This is a genomic window from Flectobacillus rivi, assembly GCF_030056655.1.
Taxonomy (GTDB): Bacteria; Bacteroidota; Bacteroidia; order Cytophagales; family Spirosomataceae; genus Flectobacillus; species Flectobacillus rivi.
The window spans coordinates 18,913-40,179 of sequence record NZ_JASHIE010000012.1 but is presented as its reverse complement, the minus strand read 5'-3'; the positions used below and the strand labels follow the sequence as shown (position 1 = coordinate 40,179).

The 21,267-nt window shown below is 37.1% G+C and carries 23 protein-coding genes; 11 read left to right on the top strand and 12 right to left on the bottom strand.

The window, feature by feature from the left end:
• Positions 1–8: 8 nt before the first annotated feature.
• Entirely contained in the window at positions 9–635 is a 627-nt protein-coding gene (locus QM481_RS17115) for an NAD(P)H-dependent oxidoreductase (protein WP_283382614.1), read from the bottom strand.
• Between the two features lie 160 nt (positions 636–795).
• On the bottom strand, positions 796–1,263 hold the full coding sequence (locus tag QM481_RS17110) for a nuclear transport factor 2 family protein (protein WP_166552958.1): 468 nt from the start codon (positions 1,261–1,263) through the stop codon (positions 796–798).
• 132 nt (positions 1,264–1,395) lie between these two features.
• Here QM481_RS17110 and QM481_RS17105 point away from each other — a divergent pair, with 132 nt between their 5' ends.
• The 3 genes from QM481_RS17105 (at position 1,396) to QM481_RS17095 (ending at position 3,771) form a co-directional block, all read left to right on the top strand.
• Positions 1,396–2,274: a ChaN family lipoprotein gene (locus tag QM481_RS17105; RefSeq protein ID WP_283382613.1), complete on the top strand. Its 879-nt coding sequence runs from the start codon at positions 1,396–1,398 to the stop codon at positions 2,272–2,274.
• Between the two features lie 203 nt (positions 2,275–2,477).
• Positions 2,478–3,047 carry a hypothetical protein gene (locus tag QM481_RS17100; protein WP_283382612.1) on the top strand — a complete coding sequence of 190 codons (570 nt, stop codon included), beginning with the start codon at positions 2,478–2,480 and terminating at the stop codon, positions 3,045–3,047.
• Between the two features lie 163 nt (positions 3,048–3,210).
• Positions 3,211–3,771, top strand: coding sequence for a GNAT family N-acetyltransferase (locus QM481_RS17095; protein WP_283382611.1), 561 nt, complete (start codon positions 3,211–3,213; stop codon positions 3,769–3,771).
• 81 nt (positions 3,772–3,852) lie between these two features.
• Here QM481_RS17095 and QM481_RS17090 read toward each other — a convergent pair whose 3' ends face one another.
• Positions 3,853–5,025, bottom strand: a complete 1,173-nt coding sequence (locus QM481_RS17090) for a glutathionylspermidine synthase family protein (protein ID WP_283382610.1) — start codon at positions 5,023–5,025, stop codon at positions 3,853–3,855.
• A gap of 35 nt (positions 5,026–5,060) precedes the next feature.
• The gene (locus tag QM481_RS17085; protein ID WP_166552963.1) at positions 5,061–5,735 is read right to left on the bottom strand and encodes a Cj0371 family chemotaxis-regulating polar lipoprotein; all 675 of its coding nucleotides are present in this window, start codon (positions 5,733–5,735) and stop codon (positions 5,061–5,063) included.
• Between the two features lie 379 nt (positions 5,736–6,114).
• On the opposite strand from QM481_RS17085, the gene QM481_RS17080 reads away from it, so the two are divergent.
• Together QM481_RS17080 and QM481_RS24925 are read left to right on the top strand one after the other, a co-directional pair.
• Entirely contained in the window at positions 6,115–7,143 is a 1,029-nt protein-coding gene (locus QM481_RS17080; RefSeq protein WP_283382609.1) for a S1 family peptidase, read from the top strand.
• Between the two features lie 85 nt (positions 7,144–7,228).
• A complete protein-coding gene (locus QM481_RS24925) occupies positions 7,229–7,579 on the top strand; it encodes a LytTR family DNA-binding domain-containing protein (protein WP_374760916.1) in 351 nt (116 codons plus the stop codon).
• 99 nt (positions 7,580–7,678) lie between these two features.
• Here QM481_RS24925 and QM481_RS17075 read toward each other — a convergent pair whose 3' ends face one another.
• The 3 genes from QM481_RS17075 to QM481_RS17065 all read right to left on the bottom strand — a co-directional run bounded on the left by QM481_RS17075 (position 7,679) and on the right by QM481_RS17065 (position 11,662).
• Complete coding sequence (locus tag QM481_RS17075) at positions 7,679–9,016, bottom strand: Gfo/Idh/MocA family protein (RefSeq protein ID WP_374760915.1); 1,338 nt, start codon at positions 9,014–9,016, stop codon at positions 7,679–7,681.
• Positions 9,017–9,137: 121 nt separating this feature from the next.
• Positions 9,138–10,505: a 3-keto-disaccharide hydrolase gene (locus QM481_RS17070; RefSeq protein ID WP_283382608.1), complete on the bottom strand. Its 1,368-nt coding sequence runs from the start codon at positions 10,503–10,505 to the stop codon at positions 9,138–9,140.
• A 227-nt stretch (positions 10,506–10,732) separates the two neighbouring features.
• Positions 10,733–11,662: a carbohydrate kinase family protein gene (locus tag QM481_RS17065; protein WP_283382607.1), complete on the bottom strand. Its 930-nt coding sequence runs from the start codon at positions 11,660–11,662 to the stop codon at positions 10,733–10,735.
• Between the two features lie 95 nt (positions 11,663–11,757).
• Here QM481_RS17065 and QM481_RS17060 point away from each other — a divergent pair, with 95 nt between their 5' ends.
• Positions 11,758–13,011, top strand: coding sequence for a dipeptidase (locus QM481_RS17060; RefSeq protein ID WP_283382606.1), 1,254 nt, complete (start codon positions 11,758–11,760; stop codon positions 13,009–13,011).
• A gap of 262 nt (positions 13,012–13,273) precedes the next feature.
• Here the strand turns inward: QM481_RS17060 and QM481_RS17055 are convergent, their stop codons facing one another.
• Positions 13,274–13,960 (bottom strand): hypothetical protein, encoded by a 687-nt coding sequence (locus tag QM481_RS17055; RefSeq protein ID WP_283382605.1) that lies wholly within the window; start codon positions 13,958–13,960, stop codon positions 13,274–13,276.
• 5 nt (positions 13,961–13,965) lie between these two features.
• On the bottom strand, positions 13,966–14,835 hold the full coding sequence (locus QM481_RS17050; RefSeq protein ID WP_283382604.1) for a hypothetical protein: 870 nt from the start codon (positions 14,833–14,835) through the stop codon (positions 13,966–13,968).
• 185 nt (positions 14,836–15,020) lie between these two features.
• Here QM481_RS17050 and QM481_RS17045 point away from each other — a divergent pair, with 185 nt between their 5' ends.
• From QM481_RS17045 to QM481_RS17025, 5 genes are read left to right on the top strand one after another with little or no spacing between them, the layout of a single operon-like run.
• The gene (locus QM481_RS17045; protein ID WP_283382603.1) at positions 15,021–15,623 is read left to right on the top strand and encodes a hypothetical protein; all 603 of its coding nucleotides are present in this window, start codon (positions 15,021–15,023) and stop codon (positions 15,621–15,623) included.
• Positions 15,624–15,655: 32 nt separating this feature from the next.
• On the top strand, positions 15,656–16,489 hold the full coding sequence (locus tag QM481_RS17040; RefSeq protein ID WP_166552973.1) for an ABC transporter ATP-binding protein: 834 nt from the start codon (positions 15,656–15,658) through the stop codon (positions 16,487–16,489).
• A gap of 28 nt (positions 16,490–16,517) precedes the next feature.
• On the top strand, positions 16,518–17,300 hold the full coding sequence (locus QM481_RS17035; protein ID WP_283382602.1) for a hypothetical protein: 783 nt from the start codon (positions 16,518–16,520) through the stop codon (positions 17,298–17,300).
• 4 nt (positions 17,301–17,304) lie between these two features.
• Positions 17,305–17,673: a GntR family transcriptional regulator gene (locus QM481_RS17030; protein WP_095167038.1), complete on the top strand. Its 369-nt coding sequence runs from the start codon at positions 17,305–17,307 to the stop codon at positions 17,671–17,673.
• 33 nt (positions 17,674–17,706) lie between these two features.
• Positions 17,707–18,321: a hypothetical protein gene (locus QM481_RS17025; protein ID WP_283382601.1), complete on the top strand. Its 615-nt coding sequence runs from the start codon at positions 17,707–17,709 to the stop codon at positions 18,319–18,321.
• A 53-nt stretch (positions 18,322–18,374) separates the two neighbouring features.
• On the opposite strand, the gene QM481_RS17020 is transcribed toward QM481_RS17025, so the two are convergent.
• The 3 genes from QM481_RS17020 to QM481_RS17010 all read right to left on the bottom strand — a co-directional run bounded on the left by QM481_RS17020 (position 18,375) and on the right by QM481_RS17010 (position 21,194).
• Positions 18,375–18,545, bottom strand: coding sequence for a hypothetical protein (locus tag QM481_RS17020; RefSeq protein ID WP_283382600.1), 171 nt, complete (start codon positions 18,543–18,545; stop codon positions 18,375–18,377).
• A 303-nt stretch (positions 18,546–18,848) separates the two neighbouring features.
• Positions 18,849–19,040, bottom strand: a complete 192-nt coding sequence (locus tag QM481_RS17015) for a hypothetical protein (RefSeq protein WP_283382599.1) — start codon at positions 19,038–19,040, stop codon at positions 18,849–18,851.
• A 12-nt stretch (positions 19,041–19,052) separates the two neighbouring features.
• Complete coding sequence (locus QM481_RS17010; RefSeq protein WP_283382598.1) at positions 19,053–21,194, bottom strand: peptidase domain-containing ABC transporter; 2,142 nt, start codon at positions 21,192–21,194, stop codon at positions 19,053–19,055.
• Positions 21,195–21,267: the final 73 nt, after the last annotated feature.

Genomic DNA, 21,267 nt, shown 5'->3' with positions numbered 1-21,267 from the left:
TAATCATATTAAATTTTTACGAATAACTTATCTGCTGTTCTTCTAACCTTTTTCGCTTTTGCTAATGAGTCATTCGCTTCATCGCGGTAACCCAAAGCTAAAATGGAAACGCTTTTTAAGCCTTTTTCTTTCAAACCTAAAATCTCATCAACTGCCGAAGGATTAAACCCTTCCATTGGAGTGGCATCTACTTGCTCGTAAGCAGCAGCTACCAAAGCAGTACCCAATGCTATATATGTTTGGCGAGCTGTCCAGTTGAAGTTTTCTTCAGCCGAGCGACTCAAAATACCACCAAAATTGGCTCTAAAACCAGCCAACGACTCCACAGGAATACCACGTTCTTCGGCGATATGGGCCATGTAGGCATCTACTTGAGCTTCAGAAACGTTGTCCCAAGCAGCAAATACCAAAATATGTGAAGATTCTACAATTTGTGGTTGATTGTATGCCGCTGGTTGAATTTGTTTGCGCAATTCGGGGTTTTCAATTACAAAGACTGTATATGGTTGAAGCCCCATCGACGATGCCGACAAACGGATAGCCTCTAAAATATGGTCAATTTTTTCTTCAGGAACTGTAGCTCCTGTCATTCTCTTGGTCGCGTAGCGCCAATTCAATTTCTCTAATAATTCCATGAGTTTGGTCAGATAAAATATTTAATGTAACGATATTTAATGTATGTACATTTAATAAACCAAAGGCTATGAAAAAAAGTTTCAAGGAAAGAGAAAATGTTAAATTTTTTGGAAAATATTATTGGAAAGAGAAAATTGTAGCCAGAAGAAAGGCTTTTGTTTATGTGTGACTTTTCGAATAAGATTCGAGTCGTTGCATCGCTTGTTTGCGAACACTATTTTGTAAAAAACTTGACCAACCCAAAAGTTTTCCTTTTAGTCCTAAGGATTGACTGGCCCATTTGTAAAAATTAAAATGGTCATTTTGTTGATAGATTTTGTTTTCTGAGAATGAAAAAGTAGATGTGATGGTATTTACAACAGGCAATCCTGTACTTCCAAAAGTATAAGAAGCCCTCCATGTAGCTTCTACCTTGTTTTTATGAGTACGAACTTTCAACAGTTCAATTTTCATATCAGAGCCTCGTTCTATCAGCATACGCCACATATCCATAACAAATGGCTGTTTTAGATAAAAAATGGGGTCTTTGAAGGTGGCTTTAGGATGATAGCAAGCTTCCATGCTTTGGGTATCTTTTTGAGAAAAGGCATGGTAAAAGTTAGTGACTAATTCTTCTTGTGTCGTCATTGGGGATTGGTATTTAACAGTATAGCAATGTATCGGTTCGGAAAATTAATAAAGATAGCGCAGAAAGAATCATCTTTCTACAAAAGTGTTATTTTAACATCAATTTGAAAATAAAACATCCATTTTTTTATTATGCGGAGACTTACCCTAATACTATTACTAGCATCTTTTGCTTTTGGTTTTGTTGCTGACAAGCCAGCTTATTTAATTTATACTGGACAATTGAAGTCCAGTTCTTATGAAAAACTAATTTCTGATGCCAAAGAGGCAGATATTGTGTTTTTTGGAGAACTTCACGATAACCCCATCGCTCATTGGTTAGAGTTACAAGTTACTAAAGACTTATATACGGAAAAAGGGGGTAAGTTGGTTTTAGGAGCCGAAATGTTTGAGGCTGACAATCAAGTAGTTCTTGATGAGTACTTGAAAGGTATTATTACAGGAAAACAGTTTGAGACTGAAGCTAAAATGTGGCAAAACTATGCCACCGATTATAAGCCAATGGTCGATTTTGCCCAAAAAAACAAGATTCCTTTCGTGGCAACCAATATTCCAAGACGCTACGCAAGCTTAGTTTCAAAAGGGGGCTTAGAAGCACTTAATCAGTTGAGCGATGACGGAAAAAAAAGTGTAGCGCCACTCCCAATTACTGTCGATTTGACCCTGCCAGGTTATGCCGAAATGATGAAAATGGGAGGGATGCATGGCATGGGAGGAAGTACCATTTCTGCCGAAAATATTGCTAAGGCTCAAGCAAGTAAAGATGCAACCATGGCACATTTTATTTTGAAGAATTGGTCTGAAGGTAAATCATTTTTGCACTTCAACGGCAGTTATCATTCCAATAACTTTGAAGGAATTATTTGGTATTTGAAGAAAGCAAACCCAGCTTTGAAAATTGTCACCATCAATACCATAGAGGAGGCAGACATCAAAGAACCTAATACCAAGCATAAAGGCTCTGCCAGCTTCGTAGTAGCGATTCCAAGCGATATGATTAAATCTTATTAGTTGTAAGTGCTGAGTTCAGAAAAGATGTTTATTTCGGATATCGGATGTTGGATTTCGGAAGTGTAAACTTCTATATTTTAGAAAAAATAAAGGTATTTCCTTTACTTCCGAAATCATAAATCCTAAATCTGAAATAGTTGGAAATCCTTCTTACAGTCCTAATTCATCATTCACAATTCACCATTAATACTTAGTCCCCTCTCATGCAAGATATTGAACCCTTTTATCAATGGGAAAGTCATTATGTGGCATCAAAAGACCCTCGTTCTCCCTTTTATGGAAGGTTATATAATACTTCCATGTACGAAAATGACATTTATGGTTATTACATTCATCCATTTTGGGATGAGTTTGAGTCTCCTACTTTATATTGTAAAATCCTTTTTGCCGATTATAATCGACAGTTTGTAATTATTGAAATGTTTGGCGAATGGAATGATACGCTTCATAATGACGTCATGTGGTTTAAACGCAATGTAATCGACCACTTGATTGGACAAGGTATTAATCAGTTTATTTTAATTGGTGAAAATATCCTCAATTTTCATGGCTCAACCGATGATGATTATTATGCCGAATGGTTTGAAGAAGTAGAAGATGGTTGGATTGCAGCTTGTAATTTTAGAGATTTTATCCAAAAAGAATGGACCAAATATCACCTTGACTATTATATCAATTTTGGAGGTACCTTAGATGTTGTCAATTGGCGCACTTTACAACCTGTAGTACTTTTTGAAGTCATCAAAAGACTCATGGTGAGAAGATTGAACTAATGCTTTTTTGTTATAAAAATATCGAAAAAAGGTATTTTTTCTTATAAATTAAAATTTAGAGTTTTGTCTTTCGAAATAAACAAATCAATACTATAGGCACAATAAAGTGTTGATTGTTTGGAGTTTAGAAGATTAACGAAATAGAATTTAAAGTTTGAGCCAAATGTCAATCGTATTCACTACCATCACAAGCGAGGAAGAAGTAAATCAAGTATTAGATTTACAACAACAGAATCTCAATAAGAACATTTCAGAAGACGTGGCTACAAGCCAAGGTTTTGTAACTGTTCAGCATAATTTTGATTTACTGTCTAGAATGAATGCTGCTGAGCCACAAATCATTGCCAAGGATGGCGACAAAGTGGTAGGTTATGCGCTGGTTATGCCAACAAGCTTTAGATATGATATTCCAGTATTGATGGCCATGTTTGATATGTTGGATGAACTCAACTATCAAGGTAAGCCAGTAAAAGAATACAAATATTATGCGATGGGGCAAATTTGTGTAGCCGAAGAGTATCGTGGACAAGGGATTTTTGATGGTATGTATGCCTTACATAAAGAGCGACTATCTGGTAAATATGACCTTTGTATTACCGAAGTCGCTAAAAGAAATACACGCTCGTTAGCTGCTCATGCCCGTGTAGGGTTTGAAATTATTCACGAGTATTTTGATACTACCCATCCAGAATTGTGGGAGGTGGTTTTGTTGGACTTGCGATAAGCTATTGAATGATTTAGTGATTTAGTGAATGAGTGATTATTTTAAAATAATCACTCATTCACTAAATCACCACTCACTAAATTACTCGATAATATGTCCAGCAAATTGTGCCGTATTATTAATGATTTTTCCTCCTTTTCTAAAGCCTAAGCCACAAGCTTCGCCCGCAAAAAATACGCCCGCTTGATAGTAGGTCCCTTCCGCATCTTGCAAGAAATCGACGTATTCTTGATAAACTTTATTCTGTTCAAAATATTCTCCTTCTGTTTCCGAAACGGCATTTCCTGCGGTATCCAAGATTTTAACATTAGCACCTTCACGACCAAAAAGAACTTTTTCGACAGAAGTCTTATTGACTAATGGTGTTGAGGCTGTTTCTAAAAGAAGTGGATGATTTGGGAATAATTGCCACAAAATTTTCAAGATACCTTTTGATTGGAAAAGAAGTGTGTAGGCAGGATTTAGCACAATTGTTTTTTCATTTGTAACCAAATCTGTCAAAATCTGAGCTAATTCTGGTTCGTCCCAACCGATATATTCCCAAGGTACAAGCTTAAACCAATAATCATAGCGAGTGAAACTGCCATCGTTGGAACTTTGTTTGTAGATACCTTCTACGCTCGAAAACTCAGTGCGTTCGATATGCTCAAAAGCTACCTCAAAACCCGCCTCACGGGCTGCTTCGCCCAATACCTGCATATTGGTGTCGTCCTCTGGATAGCCCTCCATCGTCGAAATCAAAAGCGTTGGTTCATGGTCAGGATTTTGCTTGCGCATTTCGCCAAACTGAGCCACTAAAGATTCGTACAAAGTATTAAACTGAAGTGTTTCGTCCAGTCGATTGGCTTTCAACGATGCCCACTGTACAACTGCTGTTTCGGGAATACAGGTAGCTGTATCGGCATTAAATTCAATGAGTTTGATGGGCTTTCCATCGAGTCCACCAGCTAAGTCGAAACGTCCGTAAATATGCCAATGACGGTCGTTGTCCCAAGAATACTTTACTAATTCGACAAGATTTTCAGGAATACCTAATTCAGCAAATTTGTTTTGGTCAATGACATGTTGAGCTGCCTCAATGTACATTTCATATAGCTCATTGACTGCGGCATAATACTTTTCAGCTTCAGTTTCAGAAACTACCACTACTTGGTTGGTCAAATAACTTTGTGTATCCTCTCCAAGCATCCAATACCAGTCGGCATTACGAAGAGCTGACTCAGGCGAGTTACTTAAACTTTTTAAATGAATCATAAATTTTGAAATTGGGTGAAATAAAATTAGGCTATTTAGCCATGGAATCCTCCATGTGAGCTACTGTGGAAAAAGCCAGAGCGCCCACCCGTTGGTCTACTAAAAGTTGTACGAGAGGTATTAATAGCATGATGTACTTGTTGAGAACTATTATATACCTGCTGACTTACATAATATCGACTCCAAAGACTGCTACCAGTGTGATAGCGACGCCTGTGTGTAGTATCGTTTTGGGTTTGAGTAGAGCTAAAACCATTGCTCGACAAATCGGGACGATAGTTTGAGTAGCTAGGACTCAGAGTTCTACCCAAAAAATATCCCATACCACCATAAAGTAAAGCATTTGATAAACTTGAGCTTTGCCCAATATGTTGAGGATGTTTAGCCACGTCTTGGTCAATAAGCGCTTTTACAGCCCTTGGCGATAAGGTGTCTTGTTTTCCATCCAAATAAGTGACGTATGCCACCGAGCTATCCGCATCGGTTTCAATTTCTTTCGTTATTTTAAAAACGCCTTTACTGGTTTCTGATATATATGTTTTTACACCTTTTTTATAAACTTCTACCTCTTCATAGTCTCCATCATCGTTTTGATTACTCGAACAACTTTGTAATAAAACCGCTGGTCCGAATAAACTCAAAGCGATTGTACTTCCTATAGTGATGTCTTTTACCTTCTTGATAAAAGCATGTTGTTTAGACGGGGTCATCTGAAATTTTGGTTTAATGGTTGTCAGTATATATTCAAAGTTAGGACTAAAAATGGAGTTACACTAAAATCTTTGAGGAATGGTTTTCAGCACAATGGAGCGGTTGTTTTGGGGCGATTTTCTATGCTGTTCAAATGCTTGAATGATAATTTACTATTCATGTAAAGAAAATGCCCATCTATTCATCAAAAACATCCATTCAAGAGGGAAGTCTGATTTACTAAAATCGGGAAGCCTACATTTGTAATGTTGTTTAGGCTATGACAACCCTCCAACGGTCTGTTAACATTATCTGATTTATGTGGCGGCATAAATTGGATTGATGAGACCGTTGGTTTTATATCCTAAGTATTTATTTGATAAAAGTCTATTCAAAATTATGATGAACATCAGAAGATTTTTATATCTATTTCTTGCTTCTTTGGCTCTATTTGGCTGTAGTAAAAATAATGATGCAACCCCCAATACCGATGGAACAGCGCCAACAGATGTACCTGCTACATTTGGTGTTCGTCACGATATACCTTTATCAAAATACGAAACCGTTGCCACCAATCAAGCTCCATTCAATACCTCTGATTATCCTGATTTTACACCAGTAGTGTTTATCAACGCTGATCATGGCGAAGCTAGCGGTACTTGTACAGGAACTCTAATTGGATCGCAATGGGTGTTGTCGGCAGGTCATTGTTTTTTTGATCCTGCCAAAGATACTGCTCCAACGAGTATCTCAAAGCTGAGTATTTTGGTAGGAGCAGACCCAAATAATCCAATCGAAACACGTAAGGTTTCGGCCTTGTATATAGCACCGAGCTGGTTAGATGGCGGTGATTTTTATAAATATGGAAATGACATTGCGTTAATAAAACTTGCCTCGCCGATAACATCTGTAACCCCTGCTGCTGTGAATTTTACCATGGATGCTGAAACTATCGGAAGTACAGTATGGTATGCTGGTTATGGCGATTATAGTGCTCAAGCGGGACAGGATGCTAGCAAACGCTCTAAAAAACATGCCTTAGAAAATATATTGGATCGCCGTATGGGAGGACTTACTCATGTGATAAGTGGGGTAAACTATGAAGGAGGAACTTTGGCTTTTGACTTTGATGATCCATCAGGAATAATTAACACACTAGGAGATAGCTATGCCAATGACCAAGAAAAAGCCTTGGGCTCAGGTACAAGTACTAACAAGGCTTTGGATTGGGAAGCTACAACAGTGCAAGGAGATAGTGGAGGACCATTATTAATGAAAATTAATTTTAAATGGACAGTTATTGGTGTGCTCAACGGAGGTGTGACAGAGCCCCTTGTAGGCTTAAAAGATGGTGCGTATGGTGATATTAGTACCTTTACCAGAACGGCTTCTTTCCGTACATGGATTCAGGATACAATGAAAAAATAGAGTGCCTTTTACGCTCGTAAATGAGCCTTTATACTACCTCATAATTTGATATGATTTATATTTTAACCTATTCAATTGAATATTTATGAATTTCGAAAACTTTTGCACAACTACACATGGTTATCTTGAATTTAGATTTCAGAGAATCAAGATACCTATTCAACAAATTGTGATGTTGCAGGCTGATTGCAATTACACGTATATATACATGAAAAGTGGGGAAAAGTATCTTTTTGCCCGTACTATCAAGTTTTTTGAGTATATGCTGAAAGATTATAGGTTTGAAAGAATTCATAAAACCTATATGATTAATTGTGCACATATCAGAAATTATGACGCCAAAAATCAGAACCTGATATTGAGTAATAACCTAAAAGCAACCATTTCAAGACGTCGAAAATGTCAATTACGAGGACAAATTTCGTGCTTAAATTAAGCTCCTAAATATCTAACTGTATTTTCTTGAACCTTTATAAAAGCGAAATCCCACCTTTTGAGTGGGATTTCGCTTTTACTAGTATGTTAAAGTCAAATCTTAGTATTTGAAGATTTTTGACCCAGCCATTACGTTTTGTGTTTTTGCATCAAACGTTACTCTTTCGCCAGTACGATAAGCTGCATTGGCCATGATACAAGCGATTGAGTGTTGATAACCTGCTTCGATTGGAGCGTTTGGTGTTTTGCGTGAACGAACACATTCCATCCAGTTTCTGATGTGGTTAGACGTCAATATGTCATAACCTGTATTCGCATTAGTTTCAATCTTAGTTACTTCACTCAACGAAAGTTCTGGCAACAAATTAGCTTTTAAGCCCATTTCTGCTGCTTCTCTTTCTGTCAAACCACCACGAGGAGAGATTTTGTTTGTATCAAGATTTAACTCACCGCCATTTGAATAGTAAATTTCTTTTGTACCACCCGCAGAATTAGAGAAACGGCTTGTAAACTGTACTTGGAAGCCTTTGTTTTTATCATTTTCAGGACCGTAATCAAATACCACTGTCATCGTATCTGCATTTTTACGACCGTCGTTCCATTGGTAGATTCCTCCGTTAGCTACAGCGCTACGTGGGTGCTCTAAGCCTGTAAACCAGTGTACAGTATCAATTTGGTGGCTCATCCATTGACCAGGAATACCCGAAGAATATGGCCAGAATAAGCGGTATTCTAAATATTTGCGTGGATCAAAAGTATCAGCAGGACGGTTGATTAAGAAACGTTTCCAGTCGATATCTGATTCTTTCAAGATAGAAGTCAACTTTGGACGTCTCCAACGACCTGGCTGGTTTACGTTCCACATCAATTCTACCATTTTGATGTCACCAAATTTACCTGACTTGATATAATCTTCTGCTGCGAAGTAGTTTTGACCACTACGACGTTGAGAACCAATTTGTACGATTTTTCCAGAGCTTTTTACGGCTTTCAATACCGCACGAGCATCATCCATCGTTTCAGCAAGTGGTTTTTCGGTATAAGTATCACAGCCAGCTTGTACTGCTTCGATTGTATGAATAGCGTGTTGGAAGTCAGCCGTAGAGATAAATACAGCATCTACTGCTTTGGCTGCATATAGCTCGTCGTTGTTGCGATATGTGGTGATTGAGTTGCCTAATTCTTTTTCCAAAAATGCTTTTCCTTCTTCACGACGGCGATTCCAAAGATCTGAAACTGCTACCATTTCGAAGTTCATTTCTTTCATGAATGCTTTGAATGGAGGTACGTGAGAGGCACGGAAACGGTCAGAATAACCCACACAACCTACACGTACGCGGTCGTTGGCTCCTATAATTTTTGAGTATGATTTTGGACTAAATGCCAAAGCACCTAAAGATGCAATAGCTGATTTTTTGACAAAGTCTCTTCTTTCCATGATAAACAGTGAGTTTGAAATGATTAGTTACTAGGTAAAATTGGGAGGTAAATATTACAGCAAAAGGCTTTATGCAGTAAGCTGTAGGCAGTGCTTAAAGCCTACAGCTTACTGCTTAAGGCTATTTTTCTATTGTTCTAATCTTTAGATTTCTGAATGATACGTTGTCGCCGTGGTCTTGGAGGAGGATATTTCCTGTTTTGCCCATACCAAAACCATCGTATTTGGCATATTTACTACGAGCTACAAGTGCTTTGAAAATGTTACTTCCTCTTTCGTATTCTACTACCTTGAAGCCATTGAGCCAATGTTGCACCATGTTGTTTGGATATACAATTATACGACCTTGGTTCCAGTCTCCAATTTTTCTTTGGAAACGTTTGTCTGGCTTATAAGATGGAATCAAGTCATACAAACTACCCAAGGTACGATTGCCCACTGCTCCCATTTTCGCATCAGGATGCTTTTCATCATCTAATACTTGAAACTCCAGACCTACGCCAGATTTACCATTTGAATCGAAGTCTTCGTTTACAAAATATTTTACCCCAGCATTAGCACCATCTGACAATTTAAACTCAAATGTTAGTTCGAATGCCCCGTACTGTTCGGTTGCTACGATGTCGTTGCCTGTTTCCGAACCATCTGAAGGACTCACATTGATGGCACCATCTACCACTTTCCAGTGGATAGTCGGCATTTTATCTTGGTGAACGCCTCTCCAACCTGTAAAATCTTTACCGTTGAATAATAATTTAAAACCTTGTGATTTTTCTTGCTCAGAAAGATTATTGAGGGTAAGGTTCACAACAGGTGTGTTGTCGGCAGGGTGAGGGTGAATATCTGCACCTGTTTGAATACGGATATTTCTCCAACGAATTTGTTGTCCTGGCGCTTGGTCTTTACCGATTGAGTGTACTTGCAAAGCAATAAATCCTTTGTCTGTCACATCATCAATCAAACAAGCTACTGGAATATCGTTAATCCAAGTACGAATTACATTGCCAATTGCCTCCACACGGTATTTGTTCCATTGTCCACCACGTTTGAAAGCTTTTTGTCCAGCAGGGTTGATGTTTGGGATATACAACCAGTCACGGCGAGCTTCGTCATACAAACCACCCGACCAAGCACGGTCTGATGGGTCAACTTCCATTTGATAACCGTGTACACGACCGTTTTGATAATCTGGTTTCGATAAGCTTCTGAACTGAATACCTGAGTTCATGCCTTCAGCTACGTTAAGTTCTACTTCGAAAACAAAATCACCATAGTCTTTTTCTGTACACAAAAATGAGTTGGGAGTTCCTGAAACCGTAGTACCCACGATTTCACCATTTTTAACCTCATATTTAGCTTGCCCACCAAGTTGTTTCCAACCTTTTAAGGTTTTGCCATCAAATAATGAAGTCCATTTTTCCTTTTGGGCATTGGCTGTAAAAGTGAGCGCACATACCAAAAGACATCCGTTAATAAACTTTTGTATCATATATTTTTTAATAGATAGTTTTATACAAAAGTCTAGGATGTTTTTTTTTTACTCAAAAAGAGCACTTAAAAAGAGACAACCTAAGGCAGGCTTTCGACATAAGGCAAAATATTACCAGATAAACTGGTTGAGAGCACGCAGTGTAAAACCTAATTTCAGTAACAAAGTGAACAGGCAAAGAGGCACAGAGTGATTGTTAGATTACTCTGTGCCTCTTTGCCTTGTTACTAATCAATGTAAAGTAATGCTTTGTCAACTTTGGCAGGAAGTGGACCTTTGGTGACTAATTTGAGTGTTGCTAAGTTAGCACCTGCTTGTGAGCAAACTTCTGGTGTTTTCCCTTCGCTAAAGGCAGTCAAAAAACCTGCCCAATAGGCGTCTCCTGCACCTGTAGCGTCTATGACTTCGATAGGTTTTACGCCTACCGTAATTTTATCTTTTCCTTTATTATAAGAAATAACAGAACCATCGCCCCCTTTTGTCAAACAGATAAGGTCGGCACCCATGGCATGAAAGTCTTCCAAAATCTGTTCTTCCGTAACTTTTTTACCATATAATCTTTCGGCGTCGTCTTCACTGAGTTTTACCAGTCCATCTTGCCCGCAATAGGCTGAAATGACTTTCCAGGCTTGTTCTCTATCAGGCCAGATTTGAGGCGCATAATTACAGTCGATACTCACACGGCAACCCAAAGCATTGGCACGCTTAGCGGCATCTACAATGGTGCTTTGTGCGGGTTCTTGACTTAAGGCAAAACAAGTAGTATGAAATACCGCTGATTCAGATAATAACTCATCAGAGATATGTTGTGGTTGCAACATCCTGTCGGCTGTACGATAAGCGATAAAATCAGGCGTTCCTTTTGTTCGAGATACCACTACAATACTCGTAGGCTGAAGTGGGTCGACGGCAATATGCTGTGTATCGATTCCTGTTTTGGCTACTTCTTCACGTAAGAAAACACCTAAGTTGTCATTTCCAATACAAGAAATCAACGCCACAGGCTGCCCCAAACGAGCCATATTGGCGGCCATATTGGCAGGACTACCTCCTTGAAAACGCTCAAATACAGGTGTTTCTAATATGCTAGAGGCCAATTCTGTTCCGATAAGGTCAACCAATAGTTCGCCTACCGAAAGTAGTACGTATTTTTTCATGATATAAAAATGGTTTTATGATTTGTGGTGCAAATTAAAGATTTATTCCAAAGAATTTTATAGATTAAATAAACAAACTAATTTCTTGAAAAGATATGCGCAAAACACTACCTCTCATTACAATATTTTTATTAAATCTTGCTTTTATCTCTTTTTCATCAACGACGATTCCTCAAAAGCAAAAAACTACCATCAAAACAACGACGGATGATGAGGCATTGAAGAAAAAAGCAGAGGCATTAGCCCATCGTTTTGTCATCGTTGATGGCCATGTGGACCTACCATATCGCTTACACGGCAAAATGGAGGATGTTTCTGTGCAAACTGTGGGCGGTGATTTTGACTATGTTCGAGCTAAAAAGGGTGGTTTGACAGCGCCTTTTATGTCGATATATGTGCCTGCTGATTTACAGAAAAGAAAGGGTTTTTCGAAAGCTTTAGCGGATTCATTGATTGATTTGGTAGAAAATTTAACCAAAACCTATCCCGACAAGTTTGCTTTGGCCAAAAGTCCAGCCGACATTTTACAAAACTTCAAGAAAGGCTTGATTTCTTTGCCAATGGGTATGGAGAACGGCTCGCCTGTAGAGAGCAATCTTGAGAACCTCAAGCATTTCTACGACCGTGGTGTTCGCTATATCACCCTGTGTCATGGAGAAGATAATTTTATTTGCGATACTTCCTACGATACCACACGCACATGGGGTGGTTTGAGCCCGATTGGTCGTCAGGTGGTGCGCGAAATGAATCGTTTGGGTATTATGTTGGATTGTTCACATATTTCTGATGATACCTTCGAACAAGTGGTAGCTTTGTCAAAAGCACCTGTTATTGCTTCGCACTCGTCTTGTCGCAGTTTTACGCCAGGTTTTATTCGAAATGCCCCCGATGTTTTGATTCAAAAAATGGCTAAAAAGGGCGGAGTAATCATGATTAATTTTAGTTCAATGTTTTTGGATTCAGCTTCAAATAAAGCTTACGAACTCAAACGCAACGCTATAAAAGCTTTTCAGAAAAGTAAAAACCTTCCTGCGGATGCTCCTGAGGTACAGGCTTTTGAAAAGGAATATGTGGCAAAGTATCCAACGCCACTAACTACTGTAGAGCGAGTGGCTGATCATATAGACCATGTCGTAAAAATCGCAGGCATCGACCACGTGGGACTAGGTTCGGATTTTGATGGGGTAGGACCCACACTTCCAGATGGTCTCAAAGACTGTTCAGAAATACCGAATTTGATTTATATTTTGCTTAAAAGGGGCTATTCAGAAAAAGCTATCGAAAAGATATGTTACAAAAACTTGTTCAGAGTATGGAATCAGGTGGATAAGGTGGCGGAGAGGAAATAGACAAATTAAATATTAGTCATTCTAAATTTTGAGCAATCTTCTTAAAAGTATTTTAATTATTATTTATTGCTTTTGGGAAGGGTAAAATTAGCTTTCTATAGAAGAGATATACCGACAGTTAATTCAAAACGGTGTTCGAAAAACTTATTTCGAACACCGTTTTGATATTATTTTGTCGAATAACATTAGGTCTCTACAAGTAAAAAGTATATTAAAAGGAACCTCTCATTTGCTCACTCTCTGGATTTGGAATGACTCGTTTTTATACTGAAAGAGCATTTCTTCTATCTTTTACCAGCTGAGGTATATATTTATTTTTAATCTGTGAGTCCCCTAATCCTAGTCTTTGGTATATATTTCCACCTATGCCAGGGATAACTTCATCTTCGTTAGAAACTTCATCATCAATAGCAAAGTAGATGTACTCAAACTTTTTACGTATGGAAGACTCAAACTCTTGATTAAGAGAACTCTCTGATGATTTGAACATGACTGGAGCAACTATAAGTATTTTATCAGGGTTAATTTGATTGATAAGAAACGTCAAATTCGTTCGCACAACGCATGAGGTATAGATAATTGACTTACAGATTATTAAGGTCTTACAGTTTGAAGTTTCTTCGATATAAGACTTCACAATAGGAGCTACTATTAGTTCCTTATCATCGGCAACTTTCGCCCGTAGGTTCCAAAATACAGCCAAATTGATATTCGTATTCCATAAAGATTGTAGTATTCCTTTTCCAAGCCAATCGGCATCTTCAGAAGTACAAGCGAGGACTATCTTTTCAGAAGAGGTAATTTTGGGATTAATAAGTACAGCAAGCTTTTTGCCTAAAATATTTAAAGCATTGGCATAAATCTCTGCACGAGTTTGCTTATCAGCTAATAGAGAAAGATTAGCCTGAATTTCTTCATCATGTTGGGCAAAAGTTGTATATCTTCTCATGGGATTTATGCAATAATAGTTTCTAAGGCTTCAAAACTGCTAGGCGTTTGGATCAAAATTTCAGTCTCAATTTCTTCAAAATCAGGAGTTCCGATTGGAAATGGAATGATACCTGTATCGGTGTTTTTAAACTTCCATGTTAAATAGTTATTATGAACAATGTAGCTAAAATTAGGAATTAAATCTAAAACCAATTGTATTTCATGCGATAAATAAAAAATCTCTCTTGGTCTGATAAATGATAGTGACATCTTTTCTAAGTGAGTATATATATCTTCAAGCGATATATCTTTTTTATTACAAGCGTTCCAAACTCCTAAAATGGCAGTTGCCAAGGCTTCCAATTTGTCGATTGGAGGTGAATTAACTGCAATTAGCTTTTTAAGCTCTTCTCTAAAAACTAGGTGCTGACTAACTAAATTATGAATACTATCTGAATATGGGAAAAATACAACTTCAGTGTATGGAAGTAAGCTTTTAGGTAGTGATCGAGTTAAACTCAGTTGTAAGGGCTCAGAACTTACAATAAGAAATAATCTGAACTTGGAGTATTGATCTTTTTCAATTCGCTTCTGATTTAAAAAGTCATAGCATAAGCTTTTTTGCTTATTGCCATGTTCCCACTTTAGCGATTTGCTATTCTTTATTTGATAAAATTCTTTGTTGTCTTCTTCTAAAATGATTAGCAAGTCATCTACAAATGCCTCAACTTGGGAAGAAAAAACTACTTGTGCTTTCGATTCTGAATATGAGTTTAGGTATTCAGTAACTTTGAAAATGGCAAAGTGATTTTCAAATCTATTGCCCTTTTCATTATTAGCTTCTCCCTTCAGCTTATTGCTAAGATATTGTCTTTTTTTAGATGTAGTACTCATGGTATCATCAAATGTGGTTGCGATAAAGTAAATATAATGAACAATATTACTTTAAAAAATAGAGTCTTCGTTTTTCCTCCCCATTCATCCACCTTTTCGACCGCTCTACATTTGACTTTATTTCACACTTGACTTTTTAATTTTAATTGTTCTATATTTGTAGTGTACTATTTAACTAATACACTATGTTTAAATTTATTCTGACACAGCGATGGATTGTAGGGTGTATTCGATTTTGGTTAGGTTTTATCTTACTAAGTGCTGGGGTTACCAAAATGTTACATGGCAATTTTATCCAACTCATTGGTCCTCCTTGGTTGATTGAAGTGCTCGCCAAACATCAATTGGGTTTGTTTGCCGAGTTTATTGCGATTAGTCAAATCATCATTGGTTTTTGTTTGCTGGTCAAGCGATTTGCTACCCTAGGAGCAGTAATGGCTATTCCGATGTTCCTGAATATTCTGATGGTGACTATTTCGCAGGACTGGAGAGGAACACCTTATGTGGTAAGTTTCTTTTTGGCTTGTAATATTTACCTTTTGATATGGGATTTTGATAAACTCAAATTCTTGCTCATCGATCAGGAGGGGGCTGTTCCGAAGGGAGGGATTACCAGAAAAAACATACAAATAGATTTGTTATATCTCATTGGTTTGGTGCCCATATTAATAGCAGTGTTAATTACTATGCCTTTGAGAGCTTCACAGATACTCGCATTTGGCGGATTGGTGTGGTGGATAGGCGTGTACGTTTGGCAATTGATTAAAAAACAAAATATTCATAAATAAGAAATCTTCACTTCAACCTCAAAACTCAAAATATGGTTTCGATACATAATTTAGGATTTGGTTATAGCAAGAAAAAGCCTGTATTCGAAGGGCTGAATCTTGAACTCCAAACGGGCAATGTCTACGGGCTACTTGGGCGTAATGGCGCTGGAAAATCTAGTCTTCTGCGTAATATAGCTGGTTTACTTACGCCTACATCAGGGCAATGTACTGTCAACGGGCATACGCCACATTTGCGACAACCTAAGTTTTTGCAGGAGTTATTTTTCTTGCCCGAAGAACTACATATTCCACCCATCAGCATGAAGGAATTTGTGTCGGTGTATGCGGTGTTTTATCCAAATTTTTCCCAAAACCAATTGAACGAATATCTCAAAGAGTTTGAGGTGGATAGCACAGCACGACTTACCGAATTGTCGTTGGGACAAAAGAAAAAGGCCTTGATAAGTTTTGCGTTGGCGACCAATACGCCTTTGCTTATTATGGACGAGCCTACCAATGGCTTGGATATTCCGTCGAAAAGTCAGTTTCGAAAAATCATTGCTTCTTCCATTACCAACGAGAGAGTTATCCTGATTTCGACGCACCAAGTACGTGACCTTGAATCTTTGATTGACCCGATTATTATCATGGATAACCGAGAGGTTTTGCTCAATGCAGGTACCGATGTGATAGCTGAAAAGCTTTCTTTCAAAACAGTTCAGCAAGTGACTAATCATGAAAAAGTCCTTTATTCAGAGCATTCTATCAGAGGATTTGGTATTGTGATTCCAAACGAAGATGAGTCATATACCAAAGTAGATTTGGAGTTATTGTTCAATGCAGCTTTAGAGAAGCCACAGGTAATCAAGCAATTATTTAACTAAACTTGGGAAAATTTTTTAGATAGAAAACATGAATCAAACATTAGATATACAAAGATTAGGGTGGTTAATCAAACGCATTTGGGTTGAAAACCGAAAGCTGTTTGGCATGACCTACGTTGTAATGGTGCTGTTGTGTATTGCAGCTTATTATTTGGGACGTGATGCGGGTGGTGCTATTGTGGATAGAGACATCAGATTTGGAAGCTTGATTGTCGGAATGTTCGGGCTAGGAGTATTGTTTGCCAACTATATTTTCAGAGATTTTTCTCATACACCTTCTACGATGAGTTATCTGTTGCTTCCAGCATCGCATTTAGAAAAATTCTTGAGTGGACTTTTTTATGTGTTTATTGTTTATCCAATTGTCATTATATCAACACATTCATTGATTGATTATGCTGCATTCGAAATCATAAAGTTTTCTTATCCAGATACTCCTATGGAAAGGACGATTATTCCATATTCAGAGATTTTTGAAACATACTTTACTGTTCAGGATACAATGTTTTTCAATGGGGTTACTTTCCTAATGAACTTCTGGACTTTTACGATTATGGGAACTTTATTTTTCCAACGATTATCGTTAATCAAAACGGCCTTTTTGGGGTTTTCGAGTATCGCTATCATAGCCTTATTAGAATACCTAATGATTCATTACATTCTTGGCGATTTGAGTACTATCTCGTTTAATCCCGAAAAAGGCTCGCTTTTAACAGCGTATATCACTGTAGGTATCGTTATACTTCGCTTCGTTCTACCTCTGTTTTGGTTGTTGATTGCATATTTAAAGTTAAAGGAAAAGGAGGTTTAACATCATGGAATTTAGAGAAAACCAAGCCATATATCTACAAATAGCAGAGCTAATTTGTGAGAGAATACTGCTCAAACAATGGGCATCAGAAGATAAAGTTCCTTCTGTCAGAGAACTTGCCGTTCAATTAGAAGTTAATCCCAATACAGTTATGAGAACGTATGATTTTTTAGAACAAAAAGGTATCATTTTTACCAAAAGAGGCATGGGCTTTTTTGTATCAACAGATGCACACGATAAAGTGACGGAGTTTCGACGTGAAGAGTTTTTACAAAATGAATTACCTCAGTTCTTCAAAGCCATTCACTTATTGGGAATCGACTTTTCAGAATTACAAAATAGATTTGAAGCTTTTAAAACCGAAAATTATTAATCCATGAAGACATCCAACAAACTCCTTGTGACAATGGCAGCCTTGGTCATCATAGGGTTATTAAGTTTTAATATTACTTTAAAAGGCAAATTGGTTGAATATAAAGAGACTCATAAGAATACGAAATTGGTCCTAAAGCCGTTCAAATATCTGACATTTAGCGCAAAAGCTGCAAGGTATGTAAATGTGGATATTGCCCAAAATCCTGAGTATGCTATGTTAAGTGCTCAGGAAGGTGTTACTCAAAAATATGTTGGTGATACCCTGGTGCTAGAACTCAACGAATCCGTAGATTATATGCAATTACAGTTGCCAAGAGTTTTAGGTATCAATGTGACAAGTGGAGAAGCTATCCAAATTAATATAAACAATACGTTTAAAGTAGATAGCTTGTGGATAAAATCACAAATTTCTAGTACGACACTTGAATTAAAAGGTATCGAAACAAGCAATTTGGATTTGTATTCTTCTCAGTCCTTAATCGTGAATTTGGACCATATAAAAGCTGATCGTTTAGCAATAAATGGGGGAAGAAATAGTGAACTAAGAATAAAAGACACGAAAGTTCAACCGAATCAGTTAATGTTGAGCGACAGTATTGCTGTACAGGTTTTGGGTAAAGATGCCATGAAGATATTGAATAAATAAAGAGTAAGTAATAAAAAAAGGCACAAAGAGGATTTAGCTTCTTTGTGCCTTTTTTATTCTAATTTCTCAGTATCTCGAAGTTTACTTTTACCAGTAAGGTAGCAAACCAAACCGAATAAAATAACATAAATCTCAAGCTCGTAAATTTTGAAGAAAAATAAAACAACCATTAGAATACTAATGGTCAAGCTTGCTGCTTTGTAGAATTGATGTTTATTGTTCATGTTTTGATAAATTCCTAGTTCAAGGCTCAGTCTTGGACTTATTTTTTTAACGGTTTATAAACAGAAGCAACATTCAGTCCGAGACTAAGTCTCGAATTAGGGAAGTATTCTTAGAACCTTTTTTATCCTCTGTTATTCTATGCAAAAAACAGTGCATAAACAATAGCTATTCCACCAACTGCCGTTGATAGGACTTCTATCAAAATTATCAATTTTCTTCGATTTGCTTTCATGTGGTGAATAGTTAAAGGTGCAAATTGTGTCCATAAAGTTTCCTCAGCTAACAGATATATGTTTAACGTATCACTTTCTATCAGTCTCTCGAAAAAGATATACCGTTAGTATCCCAGCCATAAATCCTCCTATAAACCAAAGTGTTTTAGATAAGCTCGTGAACGGTGAAAGCTTCTGAAATGAAAAAGTAGCATCGGAACTTGATGACATATAAAAGGCGATTACGAACCATAATAGGGTAGTTGGGGATTTGAATTTCATGGTTTTTCAAAATTAAGATATATATAATTCCGATTGTGAGGTTACGCCATTTTCTAAATGGTAGATATGGTCTATCTTGTCCATTAAGTTATAACGATGCGTAACTAAAATTATACACATATTTGCACTTAATTTCTCAAGGAGTTCTACTACAAACTTTTCCGTTTTACTATCCATGGCAGAAGTAGCTTCATCAAGCAATAAAACTTTTGGTCTACGATATAATGCTCTAGCAAGAGCAACTAACTGCTTTTGCCCTCCCGAAAGATTAATGCCTTCTTCGCCCACAATGCTAAGATAACCTTGTGGTAGATTTTCAAAAAATGCCGATATACCGATTGACTGGCAGAATTCAACAACCTTTTGTCCTTCTTCAATTACATTTCCGAGCAAAATATTATCAATTAATGTGCCATTAAAGATTTTAATATCTTGTGGAACAATGCCAATATGTTCACGCCAGATACTGGCTGGTATATCTTTTATTGATAAAGTCTTATTGATAATAATATCTCCTGATTCAAAATTTTGAAATTTTTGTAAAATCTGCAATATTATACTTTTTCCGGATCCTACTTCTCCTAAAAGCCCAACTATTTGCCCTTTATTGACAGAAATAGATACATTTTTCAAGAGTTGTGGACGTCCTACGAATCTAAAAGATAAATTATTAATTGATAACGAATTTATATCTGGTAGCGAATAATTATCTTGATGATATGTATGAGTAGGTTCTGGTTTGATATTTGTAAATTCAAACATTCTTTCAAATGCTACTTTAGCTTCTTGAAGTTGAATATTAGTTGTTGCTAATCGACTAACAGCTCCGATCATACCCGAAACAATAGAGATAATTGCCATCATTGCTCCAATTTTGATGTTTTGATGTAATACCGCAAATGATGATATAGCCAAAATGGCTGTAACAATGAGGACATTTAGTAATTCGTTCCATAGTCCGTATCTATTCCCCAGCGTACTTAGTTCATAGATTTTCTGCTGAAAAAGTTGGTAATAAGCTTTCCCTATTTGTGTAAATATTCGCTCTTTATTGGCCGATTTAATCACTGAAATACCTGTTATGGCATCCACAAAATGGCTTTCTGTAGAGGCATACTGGCTCATTACTTCTTTTTGATATTTGATGATTTTATGGTTGTATTTCCAAACCAAAAAACTATACAGAGGTAAGCTAACAAGAGAAAGTAAACCTATACTTATCGAATAGTTGAAAATGTAGAATGCCGAAACTAATAATACTAAAATATCAATTACCACATTGCCCACTAAATAGCTAATTACTTGCTGAATTCTACGGGTATCATTTAGCCTTGCTATAATTTCCCCTGTTTTACGAGTATCAAAAAATGACTTTTGTAGGTGGAGTAATTTACCGTAGAAATCGTCCATCAAACGATTGTTGAAATCTTGGCTTTGCCGAAGTAAAAAAAAGCCTCTCAAATAACTTAATCCAGCTCTAGCAACTAACAAGAACGCTAGTAGACTCATGCCTAACCATAAACGCTGAGTTTGATGTTGAGGAATAATCTCATCCAATAATTTTTGACTAAAAATAGCAGTAGTCATCCCTAAAACTGCAATAGCAATCCCTAAAACCGCTGCTATCGCCAACATAGGTATATCTTCTCTGATGAGTTCTTTAAACCAAACAATCTTTTTCTGATTACTAGAATAAACTTTTTCAAAAGCTGCTGTTGGGTTTAGTATTAATACTGCCCTTGTTCTCCAGCGTGTCAGTAGTTCTGACTCGTTCCAAATTTCAATACCTTTGGCTGGGTCTCCAATGATAAAACTTCCATCTTCAGATGCTTCATAACAAACAACATAGTGCTCTAGCTTTTCATCAATTACTACATGGAGAATACATGGGAAACGTGCCTCTTTTCTAAAAACATTAAGCTCATCAACTTCAAACGCTTCAGCTTCCAGATTCAAACTATTGGCAGATTGTTGTAATCCTAATAGGCTTGTTCCTTGAATATTGGTGCCGCTTGACTCTCGTAGAGTTTCAAGTGTACTGTCTCCACCATAATAGCGAATCACTGATAATAGGCAAGCAACCCCACAATCGGATTCACCTTGTTGTAAAACAAACCCTTTAATATTTTGATGACTGTCTTTTTTTGTATTCATAATTGAGGAAGAAAGAAGTGAGCGAACCAAATAGTCAGAATAAGAAAAATGAGTACAAGTAAACGAGGCATAA